Here is an 18478-nt window from a genome sequence, read left to right on the forward strand (position 1 = left end):
TTTCTTTTAGAAACTTACTTCATGCCAGGAAAATCCAGCTGGCGCAGTGCCTCAAAAGCGATAATGGCTGCGGAGTTGGACAGGTTCAGAGAGCGGACCTTATCGGTCATTGGCATACGGATACAAGTCTCGGGATTCGCAGCCAGCAGCTCAGGAGGCAGTCCTTTCGTTTCTTTTCCGAACACAAGGAAATCCCCGTCTTGGAACTTTATATCATTGTATCTTTTGTCGGCTTTTGTCGTTGCGTAAAAGAAGCGGCCTTCCGGATATTTCTCTTGGACCTCCGCAAACGAATCATGATATTCAAGATTAACCGCGTACCAGTAATCAAGTCCTGCTCTCTTCAGCTTCGAATCATCTGTACTGAAGCCCAGCGGCCGGACCAAATGCAAATGGATCCCTGTGGCTGCGCAGGTTCTTGAGATATTGCCGGTGTTTGCCGGAATTTCAGGTTCTACAAGCACAATATGCAGTGCCATATCATTCACTCCATCCTTAAGTTGTAATTCAAATCATTTTTTTCTTCTTTTATCGTAACGAAAAAGCCTTCCACCCATTAGGCGAAAGGCTTTGCGTTCAACAGGCTGATTTTTCGTCAGCTTGCATTATCCATGACTTTTTTGGAAATCGGCCATGAAATCCACCAGAGCTTTGCAGCTGTCATAAGGTACCGCATTGTAAATGGAAGCGCGTAACCCGCCCACACTGCGATGACCCTTCAGACCTACGAATCCTGCCTGCTCCGTTTCCTTGATGAACTGCTTCTCGAGTTCTTCAGATGCCAGCTTAAATGTAACGTTCATTATAGAACGGCTGCCGGCATCGACAGGACCGCGATAGAAGCCTTCGCTGCTATCGATTATATCATAAATTAGGCCAGCTTTCTTGCGATTAGCCTGCTCAACGCCCGCAAGTCCGCCCTGCTCTTCAATCCATTTCAATACCTCGTTCACCATATATACAGAGAAGGAAGGAGGGGTGTTATACAGAGAGTCATTCTTTAAATGCGTACTGTAACGCAGCATTGTTGGAATATGCTTCGGAGAATCGGCCAGCATTTCTTCACGGGCAATGACAACCGTTACCCCGGAAGGACCAAGATTCTTCTGAGCCCCTGCATAGATGAAATCGAACTGATTCACATCCAGTTGACGGCAGAGAATATCACTCGACATATCAGCAATCAGCGGAACGTTGCCCGTTTGGGGATACTGCTGGTACTGAGTACCCTCGATGGTCTCGTTGGAAGTCACATGCAGGTACGCAGCGTTCTCTGGAATTTCAATGCTGCTGAGATCAGGGATGGACATAAACTTATCTGCTTCCGATGTAGCAGCAATATGCGTTTCACCGATCAGCTTTGCTTCTTTGACCGCTTTATCAGCCCAACTGCCGGACAGAACATAACTTGCCGTTTTGCCTGCAGACAGAAAATTCATCGGGATCATGGCAAACTGCGTGCTCGCTCCACCCTGTAAAAACAACACTTTGTACCCATCAGGATTGCCCAGAAGAGATAAAAGGCGGCTTTCTGCTTCATGATGAACTTCCTCATAGACTTTGCCCCGATGCGACATTTCCATAATGGACATGCCTGTTTCCCGAAAATCAACAAATTCTGCCTGTGCGCGTGTCAGAACTTCAAGCGGCAGTGCCGCTGGCCCCGCATTGAAATTATAAGCTCTCTTGCTCACGATAACTCCCCATCCTCTCTCTGTAACTGATTTTATAAAATGATAGCAGGTATCCCAGGGAGCATCAAGTGCCAAAATGCACAAGCGCTTGTCCCGGAAATGAATTCCCTTTCCATCCACTTTAGCATATTTCTTTTACTCAAATAAAGCTTTACAGAAATAAAATATATGATTTATCCGGACCAAAGGAAAGCTAAATATTCACATTCCAAATGAGATGACATCAACCCGCTGATACACGAAAAAATACCCATCCGCCAGGGCGGACAGGCAATAGTCATCATATTGACATTAATAGGGATCCGCTTCATGGCCCATGCGCTCTGCGTCATGCACCGCTTCCTCCCGCTGATCACCGGAAGACTCTTTCCGTGCTTTTTCCAGCCCCTCCGCAACACGGCGTCCGTACTCTTCATCCGCTTGCGTGAAATTTCGAATCATCTGTTCCTGAATGGACGGATCGCATTGTTTGAGGGCATCCACGAGATTGTTAATGAGATCCTCCCTTTCCCAGTCTTCAAACGAGCGGTACGTATGTCCTGCCTGTTTAAAATCATTGGTACGCTCGATTCTCTGACGCTGGAGCTTGGCATGATATTCCGGCTCGTGAGGTGCCGCGTTCTGCTCAGCTTCGACCAGACCATCCGTCATCGATGGCTCATAATCCACATGCGGGCTTTGCTCGGGTGCCATATCTACAAAATACTGCATCTGACCTCCACGCTGATTGGTCGCCACACGCTTCTTAGGCGCGTTTATCGGCAGTTGGAGATAGTTGGTCCCTACCCGGTAGCGTTGGGTGTCTGAGTAGGAGAATGTGCGTCCCTGGAGCAGCTTGTCGTCCGAGAAGTCGAGTCCGTCGACAAGCACTCCGGTACCGAAGGCCGACTGCTCCACCTCGTTATAGTAGTTTTCCGGGTTACGATCAAGCACCATTTTGCCCACTTTCAGAAAAGGGAACTGATCTTCCGGCCATAGCTTGGTTGGATCCAGCGGATCAAAATCAAGCTCGGGATGATCATCATCGCTCATGATTTGCACGCACAGCTCCCACTCCGGATAATCCCCGCGTTTGATCGCTTCATAAAGATCCTGAGTCGCATGGCTGTCATTCATCCCTTGAATTGCTTTGGCTTCCTTCTGCGTCAAATTTTTGATGCCCTGTCGAATCGGCTCCCAATGATACTTCACGAGTACCGCTTCGCCTTCCGCGTTCACCCACTTATACGTATTCACACCCGAACCCTGCATCTGCCGGTAATTGGCCGGGATTCCCCATGGTGAGAAAATAAACGTAATCATATGGGTCGCTTCTGGTGATTTGGATACAAAATCGAACATCCCGACAGGTCCCGGCACGTTGGAAACCGGATCCGGCTTAAATGCATGTACCATATCAGGGAATTTCAACGGATCGCGGATAAAAAAGATTTTGAGATTGTTGCCGACGAGATCCCAGTTTCCTTCCTCAGTGTAAAACTTCACGGCGAAGCCGCGCGGATCACGAAGCGTCTCAGGAGACCCCATTCCGTGTATCACAGTAGAAAACCGCACAAACACGGGGGTACGCTTGCCTTTGATCTGAAATAGCTTGGCGCGGGTATATCGGGATACCGACTCTTCCCCTACTGTTCCATAGCTTTCAAAATAACCGTGCGCTCCTGCTCCCCGAGCATGAACGACTCGCTCTGGTGTACGCTCACGATCGAAGTGGGTGATCTTCTCCAGGAAGTGATAGTTCTCCAGCGTGATCGGTCCACGGCTGCCCACCGTCCGCACATTCTGATTATCCGATATCGGGTGCCCCTGGCGGTCAGTAAGGGTTTTATCCCTTTCCACTTCCCCCGCTGTGCTGCTGACATTTGCCCCCGCCTGATTCACCGCGCTGTGGTCATGTTTATTGTCATTATGCTCTATCACTGTTCACATCTCCTAATTATGTATTATTCATTTGGTTAATGTGTCCATTGAGGTAGAGAGGTATACGGGATAATAGGAATGATATCAGTGAGCCTATCGGAATAATTCGTTAATAACACGGCGTTTAGGCGGACACTCCGAGAATGGACGTTGCTTGGGTGCAATTCCTTACATTAGGCTATCGAAGAAACGATAAAATGTTCAAATACTCTTGAACATAACCTGTATTCTTTAATGGCGTACCCTAAATAAGATGGAGATACATACAAAATCTCCTGCTATAAGAGCAAAGTAGAAATCAACGCAAAACTAGCGGAGAGGACGAAGCAATTCCGAAAAAGCGGCAGCGGTCGCCTTTGTCCCCGAGTTTCTTCCACTAAGGAATACTCCGGAAACTCGGGGACAACAGCGATTGGAGGAATGCTTCGTAATCGCAGCGTCCATCAAAGCTCACCATACACAAAAAGACTGCCCCATATTTCGGGACAGTCTTTTCTTATGACTCAGGATTAGCAGTCGAAGTACAAACCATATTCATGCGGATGAATGCGGATCGCAACGGCTTTCGCTTCGCCACGTTTCAGTTCGATGAAGTTATCGATAAATTCTTTTGTGAATACGTCGCCTTCGAGCAGGAACTCGTAGTCAGCTTTCAGTGCGTCAAGTGCTTCGTCCAGCGTACCAGGCACGCTGCGGATTTGCGATTTTTGGTCATCGCTGAGTTCATAGATGTTTTTGTCCATTGGACCATATCCAAGCTCAACCGGATTGATTTTGCGCTTGATGCCGTCAAGACCGGCCATCAGCATTGCGGAGAATGCCAGGTAAGGATTCGCTGTGGAGTCCGGTGTACGGAACTCGATGCGGCAGCCTTTTGGCGTTACAGCAGCTACCGGAATACGGATTGCCGCAGAACGGTTGCCTTTGGAGAATACCAGGTTCACTGGCGCTTCATAACCTGGAACCAGACGTTTGAACGAGTTCGTCGACGGGTTAGTCAGTGCCAGAAGTGCCGGAGCATGGTACAGGATACCGCCGATGTAATGAATGGCCATCTCGCTCAGGTTGGCATAAGCGCCTTTTTCATAGAACAGAGGCGTATCGCCGTCAAAGATGGATTGGTGAACGTGCATACCGCTTCCGTTGTCTCCAAAAAGAGGCTTCGGCATGAAGGTTGCCACTTTACCGTATTGGCGAGCTGTGTTATGCACGATATATTTGTAGACAAGCAGGTTATCTGCTGTTTTCTTCAAGGTATCGAAACGGAAGTTGATTTCTGCCTGGCCTGCGGTTGCCACTTCATGATGATGGCGTTCCACACGCAGTCCAGCTTCTTCAAGCAAACGGCACATTTCGCTGCGGATGTCTTGCTGGGTGTCGACCGGAGCCACCGGAACATATCCGCCTTTAACGCCCACTTTAAAGCCGAGGTTGCCGCCTTCTTCCTTGCGGTTCGTGTTCCATGCGGCTTCTTCGGAATCCACATAGAAGGAAGAACTGTTCATGGTGCTTTCGTAACGTACATCATCGAAAATAAAGAATTCGGACTCTGGTGCGAAGAATGCCGTTGTTCCCACGCCGCTAGCCTGCAGGAATTCCTCAGCTTTCGCTGCAATGCTGCGCGGATCGCGCTCATAACGCTCGCCGTCCGGTGTATAAATGTTGCACATAATGTTTAATGTCGGATGTGCAGTGAAAGGATCGACGTATGCCGCATCAGGATCAGGCATCATAACCATGTCGGATTCTTCGATGCCTCGGAAACCGGGGATGGAAGAACCATCAAACGCTACTCCGTTCACAAACGTTTCTTCATCCACTTCTTTAGCAGGCAAAGAAATGTGATGGGCGCGCCCAGACAAATCTACAAAGCGAAAATCTACCCACTCAATTGCATTATCCTTGATTGTTTTCAACACGTTTTCAACCGACATGATCTCTTCCTCCCAATATCCGAACATTAACCCACATATTCAACGTGAACGTTCAGCATCTAATATTTATGTCGTCATTATAAAACGGAAAACCTGACATCGTCAATATCCATGTCAGGTATTTTTTTAATTTGTGTTAGGTATCCTCACACATCGGGTGTTTGCCTATGAAAACAAAAAACAAATAGCCCGCCAACGGTTGTGGAACCGTGAGGCAGGCCAATATATGGTTTGGTTATGAATAAACGGCTTAGACTACAAATGCCTCTGCAGGCGCCTTTTCCGTATTGAACGTACGACCGACAATCGGAGCAAGCTTCTCCAGATCCTTCAGCAGAGCGGCAAATTGGTCTGGGAACAGCGATTGTACGCCGTCTCCCGTCATCGAGTTGTCAGGATCGGTATGCATTTCGATAATAAGACCATTGGCTCCGGCAGCGACAGATGCCTTGGACATCGGCTCCACCAGCTCGCGGCGTCCGGTACCGTGACTCGGATCGGAGATGACAGGCAAATGGCTCAACTGCTGCAGCACAGGAATAGCCGACAGATCGAGCGTATTGCGGGTGTAGCTCTCAAAGGTACGGATACCACGCTCACAGAGCATCACATTCGGGTTGCCTCCGGCTAAAATGTACTCCGCTGCATTGAGCAGCTCATCATATGTCGCGCTGAAGCCCCGCTTGAGTAGAACGGGTTTGCCGCAGGTACCCAGCTTGCGGAGCAAATCGAAGTTTTGCATATTACGTGTGCCCACCTGCAAAATATCCGCGTACTCTGCACAAATATCAACATATTCCGGTGTCATGACTTCGGTGATCGTCAGAAGTCCATGCTTTTGACCAGCCTCCGCCATCATAATCAGGCCTTCTACGCCAACGCCTTGGAAGCTGTATGGTCCTGTACGCGGTTTAAATGCACCGCCGCGAAGCACCTGTCCGCCTGCCGCTTTTACCAGCGCTGCGATCTCATCAATTTGGGCTGGTGATTCCACTGCACATGGACCGCCCATAACAACGAGCTCTTCACCGCCGATTTTTACACCTTTAATATCGATAACCGTATCTTCCGGATGGAAGTCCCGGCTTGCCAGTTTGTATGATTTTGTAATCTTCACTACATTTTCAACGCCTTTCATCTGCCGCAGATGCTCTGCAATGGTTGGATCCACCGCGCCGACGAGTCCGATAACCGTGCGATCTGCACCTCTGGAGATGGAAGCTTGCAAACCGTTTTTCTCAATGACGCGAACGATATCCTGAATTTGTTCCTCCGGTGTCGTGTTGGATGTAATAACGATCATGATTACCATTCCTTTCTGTATCCAAGCGCAGAGTCTGCTGCGCAGCTTTATATTTTCATTTTTAATGAAAGCTTGCGGAAAGAATATAATATTTGTCTCTTACCCATTTACTTAAACGCGTTTTAGCTTTTATGCTTTTAATCACTAAAGTAACTATATATCATTTGTCTGCATACGTCAAGACTACGTCCCTTTTTTCTTAGGGTAGGCTCGATTAATTGTTTACTCCGATAAAAAAACAGGCCTTCCGTCATCGGAAAGCCTGTTCTACGGTTTATCTTTTTGTTTTTACCGGAGGCAGCAGCTTATTCATGTTCACAGTCCGCTGGAGATCCCAGGTTTCCGGATTATTCGGATCATACTGCTCCAAATAGTTAATGACCTCTTTGGTAATCGGTGTAGGGGTGGATGCCCCTGAAGTAACGGCAACCTTCGATATGCCCTCCAGCCATTCGCGTTTGAGCTCGGTAATATCGGCAATCCGGTATGCTGTGACATGGGCAATCTCCTCGGATACCTGGGCGAGACGGTTAGAGTTATTGCTTCTAGGGTCTCCGACCACGATGACCAGATCAGCCTGCCCAGCCTGCTCCGCTACTGCCTCTTGGCGAACCTGCGTTGCAAGACAGATTTCATTATGCACCTCAGCCGAAGGAAACAGCTCCAAGAGTCGCTTCACGATATGCTTGATATCCCACTGGCTCATCGTTGTCTGATTCGTAATGATGATTCGGGAAGAAGATATCTTGAGTTCTGCGATTTCCTCTTCCTTCTCGATAAGATGCACATGATCCGGCGCAATGCCAATGGCGCCTTCCGGCTCCGGATGGCCTTTCTTTCCGATATAAATGACTTCATACCCATCTGCCACTTTATCCCGGATCAGATCATGCGTCTTCGTCACATCAGGACAGGTTGCATCAACTGTAGTGAGCCCCTTATCCCGGGCAATCTTACGTACTTCAGGCGAAACCCCGTGAGCCGTGAAAATAACGGTTCCCTTCTCCACTTGATCCAGTATATCCAGACGGTTCGCACCATCCAGAGTAATAATGCCCTCATCCTCAAAGGAGTTGGTGACATGGCTGTTATGAACAATCATGCCCAGTATATATATAGGCCGCGGGAGATCCAGATTCTGTGCAGCCTGGCGCGCAAGCACCATGGCATCCACAACACCGTAACAGTATCCGCGCGGTGATATTTTAATGACTTCCATACGTTGACTCCACCTGCTTTCCTCATGCTTAAGCTATCAATTATTCATTATAACCTATTCGAGAGGTGTCGGAAAGACGATCGGCAGCCAGATGACGAAGGTGGTTCCCTCTCCTTGACGGGTTACAACCTCAACCGATCCTTCCAGTTCATCAATGATCCATTTGGCGATGGACAAGCCAAGCCCGATACCTTCGGTAACGCCGCGGGATTGATCCGCACGGTAAAAACGGTCGAAGATATACGGTACTTCCTCCTTATCCATACCGATTCCAGTGTCTGCAATCCTTATCCCTACCTGGTTTTTGAATATAAAGGCATCAAACACCACTTCGCCTGCAGGGGTGTATTTGAACGCGTTCTCAATAAAAATGAACAGCATCTGCTGCATATAATCTTTGTTGCCGTTAATATATACACCATTCAGTACGGAAAAATCTCCGGTGATCCACTCTGCTTGACGCGGCAGCATTTGGGCCCGGCGGGCCACTTCCTCAACAAGAATTTCTAATGGGACCGGCTCTTTCTCAAACGTCCGTCCGGTATCCGCCCGGGCCAAGGACAGCATGTCGCTCACCAGCCTGCTCATCCGCTTGGATTCATCCGCTATATCGCTGACTGCTTCCAGAGACATCGTATGAAGGGTTGCCTCATCAATATTAGGACGGTCCGAATCATCCTTGGACCACATCTTTTGCAGCAAATCCACATTACCGCGGATCGTGGTCAGCGGTGTGCGCAGTTCATGGGATGCGTCGGATACGAACCGGCGCTGCGCGGCATAGGAATCTTCCAGGTTTTTATAAAAGCCTTCCATGCGTCCCAGCATGTTATTGACTGTGTTGATCAGCTGGCCGACCTCATCCTGAGGACCGTCATAAGCAATCCGTACGCTGAGATCCGAACCGTTCTGGATTTGATCCGCTGCTTCAATGACTTTGCCAATCGGTGCTATAGATTTGCGCGCAAGGAAGAGGCCGAAGGTGGTTGCCATGAGCAGCATAATGGTGGCACTCATAATTAAAATACTCCGAAGGAGCCTCAGCAATTCTTCCTCATGTCCGGTCCATACAGCGAGTTGCAGAAATCCAATCAACTGATCTTTATAAATCAACGGTTCCTGATATACCATGAATGGATTACCGTTCAGCTTATATGTTTCAAACTGCTTCACCTTAGTTGCACTGGCTGTAGCAGGTATGGGAAAGAGCTTCTTCAAATTTGCGAGATTATTCGTGACAAGGTTTTGGTTATTTTGATAGTTATGAAGCTGTCCGAAAATTTGCGAAGACTGAAAATCAGTTGTAGTCTCAAGTCCGAGATCAAATTTCAGCTGTCCTTGAGATATACCTACAATAATATTTGTCTGCATTTGTTTGCGCTGATCCATAATTTTCTTTTTGATTTCGGAGTACGTATTATAATGAACCACACCATATACAGCAGACCCGAACAAAATAAGAGTTACAGCCAAGATGCATGTATACCATGCGGTTAGCCGCCAACGTATGGACATGTTTATGAGTCACCTCTCAAAATGTAGCCCGCTCCACGGATGGTTTGAATAAGCCGCTTACCTCCATGCTCTTCGATTTTTTGACGCAGCATGGCTATATATACTTCAAGGACGTTAGATTCGCCGCTATAATCATAACCCCAAATCTTGTCCATAATGAGATCCCGCGACAATACCCGCTTCGGATTTTGCATAAATAAGTGCAGCAGCTCAAATTCCTTGGCTGTCAGCTCCAGACGTTTGCCTCCACGCAGCACCTCTCTGGAATCGACATCCAGAATAATATCCTCAAACGCTAAACGGTGATCTTCAGCATCCTCTTGTCCCGGTTTCCGGCGTAACAGCGCCCGGACGCGTGCCAACAGCTCTTCCAATGCAAATGGCTTAACCAGGTAGTCATCCGCTCCAAGATCCAGTCCTTTGACCCGATGCTCAATCTCATCCTTGGCTGTCAGCATGAGCACCGGCACACGAATTCCACCTTCGCGCAAGCGGCGGCATACCTCAAAACCATCAACCTGAGGCATCATGACATCCAGAATCACCAGATCCGGTTCATTGTTCAGGACGCTCTTCAGGCCTTCAGCCCCGTTATTGGCCGTAATAATATCGTAGCCTTCAAAAGCCAGCCCTCTGCGCAGCATAGAAATAATTTTTTCGTCATCATCAATAATTAATACTTTCGATCGCATATACGGATGGCTCCTTCGTTCCTGTACTCTATACTTAAAAGTTGTTACTTCTATTGTAGCAGTGAATATTTACCTTTGCATCTTTGTACAGCAACAGCGGAAGGGAGCTTCCCTTCCGCTGTCAAAGTGGGCGCAGCCTTCTGATTATTCTTGATCGGTACTTTCAGAAGGAATATTATATTTGTTCTTGTCGCCAACGGTAACTTGCAGGTCCATTTTTTTACCATTACGGACTACATTCAGCGTCACGTTGGAACCAACCTTTTGTTTCTGGATAAAGGATACGAGATCCGAATTAGTCTTGTAGCTCGTGCCATTCACACCGGTGATGATGTCATACGGACGAAGATCCGCTTCATATGCCGGCGATTTGAAGACAACCTCTGCTACAACACAGCCCTCGGTTATCGTAGTTCCCATTTGCTTGGCTACCTCATCGGTCAAAGTCATCAGCGTTGCACCAATGAACGGTACTGGATCCTTTGGAATCGATTGATTGGTTTCCAGCTTTTGAACAACATTCTTGATCGTGCTGGTAGGGATCGCGAAGCCGATGCCTTGGGAATCCGCACTGACAGCTACGTTCATGCCGATGACTTCACCGTTCATGTTCAACAATGGTCCACCGGAGTTACCAGGGTTAATGGATGCGTCGGTTTGCAGCAAATGCTGGTATTTACGCGTACCGGAACCTGTTTCTTCCTTGATATCGATGGAACGTTCACGAGCACTCAGCACACCGCTGGTTACGGTATGGTCAAAGCCTTGCGGGTTACCGATAGCAACCACCGGTTGACCAACTTTCAGGCTATTGGAATCACCAAGTGGAACCACTGGGAAGTTATTTTTGCCTTCGATTTTCAGTACGGCCAAATCCAGATCCTTGGATTTACCTAGAAGCTTAGCTTCGTATGTCTTGCTGTCATTCTCGATTGTGACCTGAATAACATCTGCATTCTCGACCACATGCTCATTCGTTAGGATATAGCCATCTTTATTGTAGATAAATCCGGATCCAATTCCGTATGGAACCAACTTCGATTGATTTTGCGACTGGGACTGGGAATCACCGTTTGATTGCGAATCGCCAAAGTCACTTCCGCTTCCGGATTGGTCACCGAAGAAGTAAGAGAATGGATCGTTCGAAAATGGATTCGTTTGCGATTGGGAGTTGCGGCTGCTTTGCTTCACGAGTGTTTCAATCTTAACGACAGCTGGTCCTGCTTCCTGCACAACACCGGATACATCTGTCGGCTTGCTCAGAGGAAGTGAAGTCGTTGATGTATTTCCACCGTTGCCACTGCTTTCCGGTGCGGCGGATACCGTTGTACTAGGCTGCTCTGCCGACGACATTGCCGCATTTGGAGTAAACAGGTTCATTCGGTCTGAAGTAAACATCAGAGCCGATATGACGACTACACCGGCTAGAAAGGAAATCAATACGGTTTTGACCGATGTTTTAGGCTTCTGGTTAAACTGCCAATTACTGTTGCCGCCATTCCCTCCTGTACCGCCGCCGTTTCTGCCGGCATTGCCGGGATCCGTGGTGGATAGATAAGGATTTACGGTCGGGAGCGGCCGAACCGGATTCGGAGGTGTAATTTCGACATCCTCCTGGTTATGACTTTCCATTCCATGCTGCTCGGCATTATCTTTTCCAAGCGATTGGAACGGTCCGTAGGAATAGTAATATGAGGAACCCGATTCAGTAGAATCTTGACGCTTCATTGTGTCGTTTTCAAATTCATCTTCAGGCTGACCGGATCTGTTTCTTTCGTCCATGTTTTATGCCTCCTGTACCTTTATATCAATTTCCGTGTGGGAATTGTTTAACTGTTTATATCATGTACTATAAACCTTAATAGCAGATTAAAAACAATTAAAAAGGAGATAAGAAAACATGAATATCGATGTAAATCACATAAGACAGACCGATCAACATCAAACCTTACTCTGATTGCACCCAACCTTTGCGATGTGCATATATAGCAAGCTGCGTCCGATCCTCCAGCTCGCATTTCATTAACAGGTTGCTCACATGGGTTTTAACCGTCTTGATGCTGATGTGAAGCTCTTCCCCGATATCCTTATTGCTCTTGCCTTCAGCAATTAACAGCAGAACTTCCTTCTCACGCTCCGTCATTCCGGTGGAATCTCCTTGAACGGTACGCTGGCGAATCCCGCGCGTAAGTGCCTGTGACACATCGCCGGTCATAACAGGCATGCCGCGGTTTGCCCCCTGTAAAGCATAAATCAGCTCATCTGCCGATACCGTTTTAAGCACATAACTGACAGCGCCTGCTTCCACGGCATCCACGACTAAGTCATCCTCTAGGAAGCTTGTCAAAATAACGATTTTCATGGATGGGAACTCACCAAGCACAGCCCTGGTTGTTTCTACCCCGTTCATGATCGGCATCATCAAATCCATCAGAATCAGATCAGGAAACTGCTCAGGAGCAGCATTTTTGAGCCAGTCTACAACCTTTGAGCCATTATCGGCTTCACCAACGACTTCAATGGACGACTCCAGCATTAGATATGTTTTGAGTCCCATCCGGACCATTTCATGATCATCCACAATCAATACTTTAATGATGTCTGTCATTATTCCTCTTCCTCTCCAATCTTATGATCCTTACCGGTTATTTCTTCTTCAAACTTAGGTATATGTACGCGAATCGTTGTTCCGGAACCCTGGCGGCTGATGATTTCCGCTTTACCGCCTAGTTTTTCGGCACGCTCCTGCATCGTTGATAATCCGTAAGACCCCGTCTTATGTGGCACCTCATTAAATCCCTGTCCGTCATCGCTGATGCTTAGAACGACCTGTCTCTGCTCCTCCCGCAGCGACATGCTGACAAGACGTGCATGGGCATGCTTCACTATATTGGCCATAGCCTCCTGGATAATCAAAAACAATTGATGCTCGATCGCTTCAGACAATTTTCCCTGCAGCTCCACTTCCTTCATACCCTTCAGTCCGTTTTGCCGGCAGTAATCCGGGAACCACATTTCCAGTGCTTCCGCCAGATTCTTGTCTTCAAGCTCAACCGGCCGCAATTGCGCGATCAAGGCGCGCATCTGCTTCTGAGCCATTTGCGACATCGAAATCAGCTGTGCCATGACGACTTGTCCCTGCTCAGCATTGCGCTCCAGCACTTTAGGCAGAGAGGAGGCGGACATATGAATGGCAAACAGCTGCTGGCTTACGGTATCATGCAAATCACGAGCCATACGCCGGCGTTCTTCCAGAACCGCACGCTCCGCTGCCTTCTCCTTCTCTACAACCTCCTGCTCGCCCATCCGCTGCAGCAGCATCATTTTCTTTTCCATGGCTTCCATTAAATTATTGAACTCATGATATAGCCGTGTGAAGGTCGGGTCATCGCACTCCTCAATCCGAACGGACAAATTGCCCTTCGCCACCTGCAGCATATTGAATTCCAGGATATCGATTCTACGCTGAATCCGCTGGCCGGCCATGTAGCCAATAACAATAGATAACAGCAGGAAGCCCAGGCTTGTGTAGACCCAAACCCAGGTTCCTTTGACGACCAGATATCCACTGTCCGCCCCGATATATAGAACCGCGCTCATAAGGAGACCGGTCAGAAGAAAATACAACAACAGCACCCATTTGGTATTCTTCAAAATATTCCGCATGCCATCAACCTACTTTATTCACTTTGATGTCGCCAATAAATGCGCTGACATTAATTCGTATTTTCTTGCGGGCATCCTTGTAATAGGGAGTCTTCATTTGACAGCTGCTCATAAACCCGCTCCGCGATTCATTCAGAATAAACATATCCCCGATAAATGAGCTTGAGTTCACCGAAATACCGAGATCCGTATCCTCAGGAACATACACCTTGATGTCGCCGATAAAAGCCGAGATGTTAATCTTGGTCTCACCGAAGGGAATGTGGGCATTCGTCAGATCCAGCACGGTATCCCCGATAAACTGCGACAGATTGGTTGGTTTGAGCTCGAAGTAATCACGGCCCAAGTGAATGTCTCCGATAAAAGCAGATCTGTTGATCTTACCTCCATCATAATGTGTCTCCCCATGCTCTTCCCACTCCGTTCTGCCATGACGTCGATCATGCCGCATCTGGTGCTTCATATGCTGCTGATATTTTTTCTGCTGCTTGTATTTCTTTTTATATTGCTTGTAGCGATCCTTAACTTCATCGTCATCCATATCATCGAATTCCATATCCTCGTCATCATCATCGACTTCAATATGGAGGCCTTTGCGCTCGGCTTCTTTCCGCTCGGTGTAGGGAATTCCGAATTTCTCCTCAAACTGCTGGTCCAGCGTTGACTTTGCGGTCAAATCCTCCGGTTCAGGCGGTTCCGGGGTAAACACCGGTGGTTCATGATCCCTATCCGGACGCGGGGGAGGCGTATGATCATGTGGCTTGAATATGACATACAGGCCAGCCATAATCAGAATTGCCGGAATAATGATTTTGAAGAAGCTGCCTGGCGTTAGCCAATCCCAGCCTTCATTTCTTCCCAGAAAATATGTCCCGATGAGTAAAAGCACAACCGCGCCAACAAAGGATTTTCTTCCCTTTAACAGCTCCTTGATTCCCAAAACGATGAGAATCACCGGCCAGTAATGCCCGATTACATAACCGAGACTGACATCGATTACCTCCAGCTGATTCAAAAGGAAAATCATACCGATTCCGATCAGCACAATTCCTCCGAAAAGCCTGTCTAACCATCGCTTTTTCATGTTTTTATCTCCTTTAAAAATAAACTTTGCCTATGGAAATGTCCACGTATCTGTGGATTTGATATTAGTGTACAACAATATGGCATTTTACGGATAGCGGCGCGGGAATGATGTTGTACTCCGTCTCGAGACCGAGGCAGATGGATAACATTTACAGACAAAAAAACACCCGCTCTTTCGAGCGGATGCCTTTGTCAATCATATGATGTTCCGAAAATTAATTTTTTTCTTTGAATTCCTCGTTAAATTTCTCATTTGGTGTTTTGTAATTGCTGTTTTGAGCGTTTGTGCTCTTTTGCGAAGAATTTTCTTCAGCAAATTCAGCGTTGAACTTCTCGTTTGGTGTTTTATAGTTGTCCTGAATTTTTTGCTTTTTCATCTGGTTTCACCTCCCTGGATTCTTCTCAATACGCTTGCTTGCGTATGTCTGGGGAGACATTGTTCTTTGCCCCAGTCCGTAGTATGTGAAATGCCATAAAATTTATGCAGCTTAATCTTTCTGCTTGGCATACAAAAAAAGCCCATCCCCAATAAAGGGAAAAGGCTTATATATTTGTTAAATGGCTTCTTCCAGTAACGAGGCTGGTACGGACTTGTACGTCTGGATCGCCTTACCCAGTGTACTTATCAGCTTCTCATTGCATTTTCCGTTACCGCGCTTGATGACCTGAACCTCAACCTCTTTTTTGCCCCATTCCTTGTAAACCTGTTTGGTTGTGGCAAAATAAAGATCGATCTTCCGTCCCTTAATTGCGGATCCTACATCAGCTACAACGGCATATCCGTATTCTGGAATATATAGAATGGTACCGAGTGGAAATACACGCGGATCAGCCGCAATGGTTGAGATCGTGTTCTTATCCCTGCGTACTTTTACACCTGAATACGTAATCCCATATTGCGGATGAGTAGGTCGCTTCCCCGTCGATTCATAGCCGGCAGTATATCCGGTCGCCATCACTTTTACGGTATGGATAATCTGGTCCTGCTTGGGAGCCGTTACCGCAACCACCCCCTGCTTTTTAACCGTTGGACTGACCTTGGTTTCCGGTTTGACCAGTGTCGGTAATGCCTTGGAAGTGAATTTGGGCATAAACTCATTTTGAGTTATCGCGGCAAGCTCAGCTTTCTTTTTGTTGATATCGACGATTTGGAACATTTCCGGCTTCGAAGCATATTTTAATGGTTTGAGATAGTAATCGTTCGTTGAAGTGATCATCGAGTTCGTACTTGTATTTCCCGTATTACCCGGTGTCATTGAAAATGCAGCTGCATACAGGTTTGGCGAATCCGCGAACAGCCCAAACAAAAGCATACATAATAAAATCCTCTGCCATGTTTTTACCTTTACCATTTGAAATCCTCCCCCTTACTAGCGAGGATGTCCAGATGATTTAGGATTTATACATGTTTTATGAACACAGGTTCATAGCAGAGGATTGAATAGGGTTCAAAATAAACAAATTATTATGTTGAGCCCACTTTATTTTTTAGAAAATTACACGATTTACGATTTGCTCTTTCAGCATGGAAACCGCTTCGCTCAAAGGCATTGCCCCTAGATCTCCTTCACCGCGTTTGCGGATGGAAACGGAGCCCGCATTCATCTCATTTTCACCGATGATGAACATATACGGGATTTTCTCGAGCTGTCCTTCACGGATCTTGTAACCCAGTTTTTCGTTGCGAAGATCGGCCTCCACGGCAACACCGCTAAGCTGAAGCTGTTCTGCGACTTGCTTCGCATAGCTTTCAAAAGCGGTAGATACTGGAATCACTTTAACTTGCACCGGAGACAGCCAAACCGGAAGTGCACCCGCAAAATTCTCAAGCAGGAAGGCAGTGAAGCGTTCCATGGTGCCAAGGATACCGCGGTGAATGACAACCGGACGGTGCTTCTGACCATCATCGCCTACATATTCAAGCTCGAAGCGCTCAGGCAGCAGGAAGTCCAGCTGTACAGTCGACAAGGTCTCTTCCTTACCAAGTGCCGTACGGATCTGCACGTCAAGCTTCGGTCCGTAGAAGGCTGCTTCTCCTTCCGCTTCAAAGAACGGAATTCCCGTTTCCTCAACAACCTCACGCAGCATGCGCTGGGACATTTCCCACATTTCGTCGTTCGGGAAGTATTTCTCAGTATCCTCCGGATCACGATATGACAGGCGGAAACGGAAGTCATGAATGCCGAAATCCTCATATACCTTTGTGATCAGCTGGATCACGCGCAGGAACTCTTCCTTGATTTGGTCCGGACGGCAGAAGATATGGGAATCGTTCAGCGTCATTGCGCGTACGCGGTGCAGACCGGTTAAAGCGCCCGACATTTCGTAACGGTGCTGCATGCCAAGCTCGGCGATACGGATCGGCAGATCGCGATAGCTGTGCATGGAGCTCTTATACACCATCATGTGATGCGGACAGTTCATCGGACGAAGCACGAGTTCTTCATTATCGAGCTCCATCTTAGGGAACATGTCCTCTTGATAGTGCTCCCAGTGACCAGAAGTTTTATACAGCTCCACGTTACCGAGTACAGGAGTATACACATGCTGATAACCGAGGCTTTCTTCCAGATCCACAATATAACGTTCCAGCGTGCGGCGCAGCTTAGCGCCTTTTGGCAGCCACATCGGCAGGCCTTGTCCCACCAGCTGGGAGAAGGTGAAGATTTCGAGTTCCTTGCCTAGCTTACGGTGATCGCGTTTCTTGGCTTCTTCAAGCATATGAAGATGCTCATCGAGCTGAGCCTTTTTAGCAAAAGCCGTTCCGTAAATGCGCTGCAGCATTTTATTCTTGCTGTCTCCACGCCAGTATGCGCCGGCTACGTTCATCAGTTTGAATACTTTGATTTTACCGGTGGAAGGCAGATGCGGTCCGCGGCAAAGGTCAAAGAACTCGCCCTGCTCATAAATAGTAATGATACTGTCTTCCGGCAGTGCATTGATCAGTTCCAGCTTGTAAGGATCCCCGAGCTCACCGAATACATTCAGCGCTTCCTGGCGGCTGACTTCCTTGCGAACGATTGGCAGGTTCTCGCCTACGATGCGTTCCATTTCCTTCTCGATCTTTTGCAGATCTTCCGGATTGAGTGGATGCTCAAGGTCCATATCGTAATAAAATCCGCCTTCAATGACCGGGCCTACACCAAGCTTCACTTCTTTGGCTCCAAACAGGCGTTTTACCGCTTGAGCCATTAAGTGCGCTGTGCTGTGACGCATCACTTCCAGACCTTCCTCCGAATCCAGCGTTACAATCTCAATCAGGGCTCCGTCTTTGAGCGTAGTGGACAAATCTACCACAATGCCGTCCAATTTGCCGGCAGCCGCATTCTTCTTCAGACCACTGCTTATGGAAGCAGCCACATCCTCAATTGTACTTCCTTCTGCGTATTCCCGGACCGATCCGTCCGGAAGCTTGATACTTACTGACACGTGAATTCCTCCTTAAATTT

General features: G+C 47.7%; 15 protein-coding genes. All 15 read right to left on the reverse strand.

Annotated features, from left to right (window positions below; translation table 11 throughout):
* Positions 1–14 precede the first annotated feature (14 nt).
* Positions 15–479, reverse strand: a complete 465-nt coding sequence (gene trmL / locus KJS65_RS15185) for a tRNA (uridine(34)/cytosine(34)/5-carboxymethylaminomethyluridine(34)-2'-O)-methyltransferase TrmL (RefSeq protein WP_136606801.1) — start codon at positions 477–479, stop codon at positions 15–17.
* A gap of 126 nt (positions 480–605) precedes the next feature.
* Positions 606–1694 (reverse strand): 3-phosphoserine/phosphohydroxythreonine transaminase, encoded by a 1089-nt coding sequence (serC, locus tag KJS65_RS15190; protein WP_213650523.1) that lies wholly within the window; start codon positions 1692–1694, stop codon positions 606–608.
* Positions 1695–1985: 291 nt separating this feature from the next.
* Positions 1986–3575, reverse strand: coding sequence for a catalase (locus KJS65_RS15195; protein ID WP_244864585.1), 1590 nt, complete (start codon positions 3573–3575; stop codon positions 1986–1988).
* A gap of 548 nt (positions 3576–4123) precedes the next feature.
* Entirely contained in the window at positions 4124–5548 is a 1425-nt protein-coding gene (glnA, locus tag KJS65_RS15200; RefSeq protein WP_213650524.1) for a type I glutamate--ammonia ligase, read from the reverse strand.
* A gap of 250 nt (positions 5549–5798) precedes the next feature.
* Positions 5799–6851, reverse strand: a complete 1053-nt coding sequence (aroF, locus tag KJS65_RS15205) for a 3-deoxy-7-phosphoheptulonate synthase (RefSeq protein WP_213650525.1) — start codon at positions 6849–6851, stop codon at positions 5799–5801.
* A gap of 274 nt (positions 6852–7125) precedes the next feature.
* Positions 7126–8070 (reverse strand): 4-hydroxy-3-methylbut-2-enyl diphosphate reductase, encoded by a 945-nt coding sequence (locus KJS65_RS15210; protein ID WP_213650526.1) that lies wholly within the window; start codon positions 8068–8070, stop codon positions 7126–7128.
* Between the two features lie 54 nt (positions 8071–8124).
* Positions 8125–9585: a sensor histidine kinase gene (locus KJS65_RS15215; RefSeq protein ID WP_213650527.1), complete on the reverse strand. Its 1461-nt coding sequence runs from the start codon at positions 9583–9585 to the stop codon at positions 8125–8127.
* 2 nt (positions 9586–9587) lie between these two features.
* The gene (locus KJS65_RS15220) at positions 9588–10277 is read right to left on the reverse strand and encodes a response regulator transcription factor (protein ID WP_136604070.1); all 690 of its coding nucleotides are present in this window, start codon (positions 10275–10277) and stop codon (positions 9588–9590) included.
* A 144-nt stretch (positions 10278–10421) separates the two neighbouring features.
* Positions 10422–12059, reverse strand: a complete 1638-nt coding sequence (locus KJS65_RS15225; protein WP_213650528.1) for a S1C family serine protease — start codon at positions 12057–12059, stop codon at positions 10422–10424.
* 166 nt (positions 12060–12225) lie between these two features.
* Entirely contained in the window at positions 12226–12885 is a 660-nt protein-coding gene (locus KJS65_RS15230) for a response regulator (protein WP_280531318.1), read from the reverse strand.
* Positions 12885–13943 carry a sensor histidine kinase gene (locus KJS65_RS15235; RefSeq protein ID WP_213650529.1) on the reverse strand — a complete coding sequence of 353 codons (1059 nt, stop codon included), beginning with the start codon at positions 13941–13943 and terminating at the stop codon, positions 12885–12887. The genes KJS65_RS15230 and KJS65_RS15235 overlap by 1 nt, the downstream gene beginning before the upstream one ends.
* Positions 13944–13947: 4 nt before the next feature.
* On the reverse strand, positions 13948–15027 hold the full coding sequence (gene liaF, locus KJS65_RS15240) for a cell wall-active antibiotics response protein LiaF (RefSeq protein WP_213650530.1): 1080 nt from the start codon (positions 15025–15027) through the stop codon (positions 13948–13950).
* Positions 15028–15244: 217 nt separating this feature from the next.
* Positions 15245–15406, reverse strand: a complete 162-nt coding sequence (locus KJS65_RS15245) for a hypothetical protein (RefSeq protein ID WP_213650531.1) — start codon at positions 15404–15406, stop codon at positions 15245–15247.
* Between the two features lie 177 nt (positions 15407–15583).
* On the reverse strand, positions 15584–16381 hold the full coding sequence (locus KJS65_RS15250; RefSeq protein ID WP_213650532.1) for a 3D domain-containing protein: 798 nt from the start codon (positions 16379–16381) through the stop codon (positions 15584–15586).
* Positions 16382–16517: 136 nt separating this feature from the next.
* Positions 16518–18458, reverse strand: a complete 1941-nt coding sequence (gene thrS / locus KJS65_RS15255) for a threonine--tRNA ligase (RefSeq protein ID WP_213650533.1) — start codon at positions 18456–18458, stop codon at positions 16518–16520.
* Between the last annotated feature and the right edge of the window lie 20 nt (positions 18459–18478).

Origin of the sequence: Paenibacillus sp. J23TS9 (genome assembly GCF_018403225.1) — a bacterium.
In the GTDB taxonomy this organism is placed as follows: domain Bacteria; phylum Bacillota; class Bacilli; order Paenibacillales; family Paenibacillaceae; genus Paenibacillus_AQ.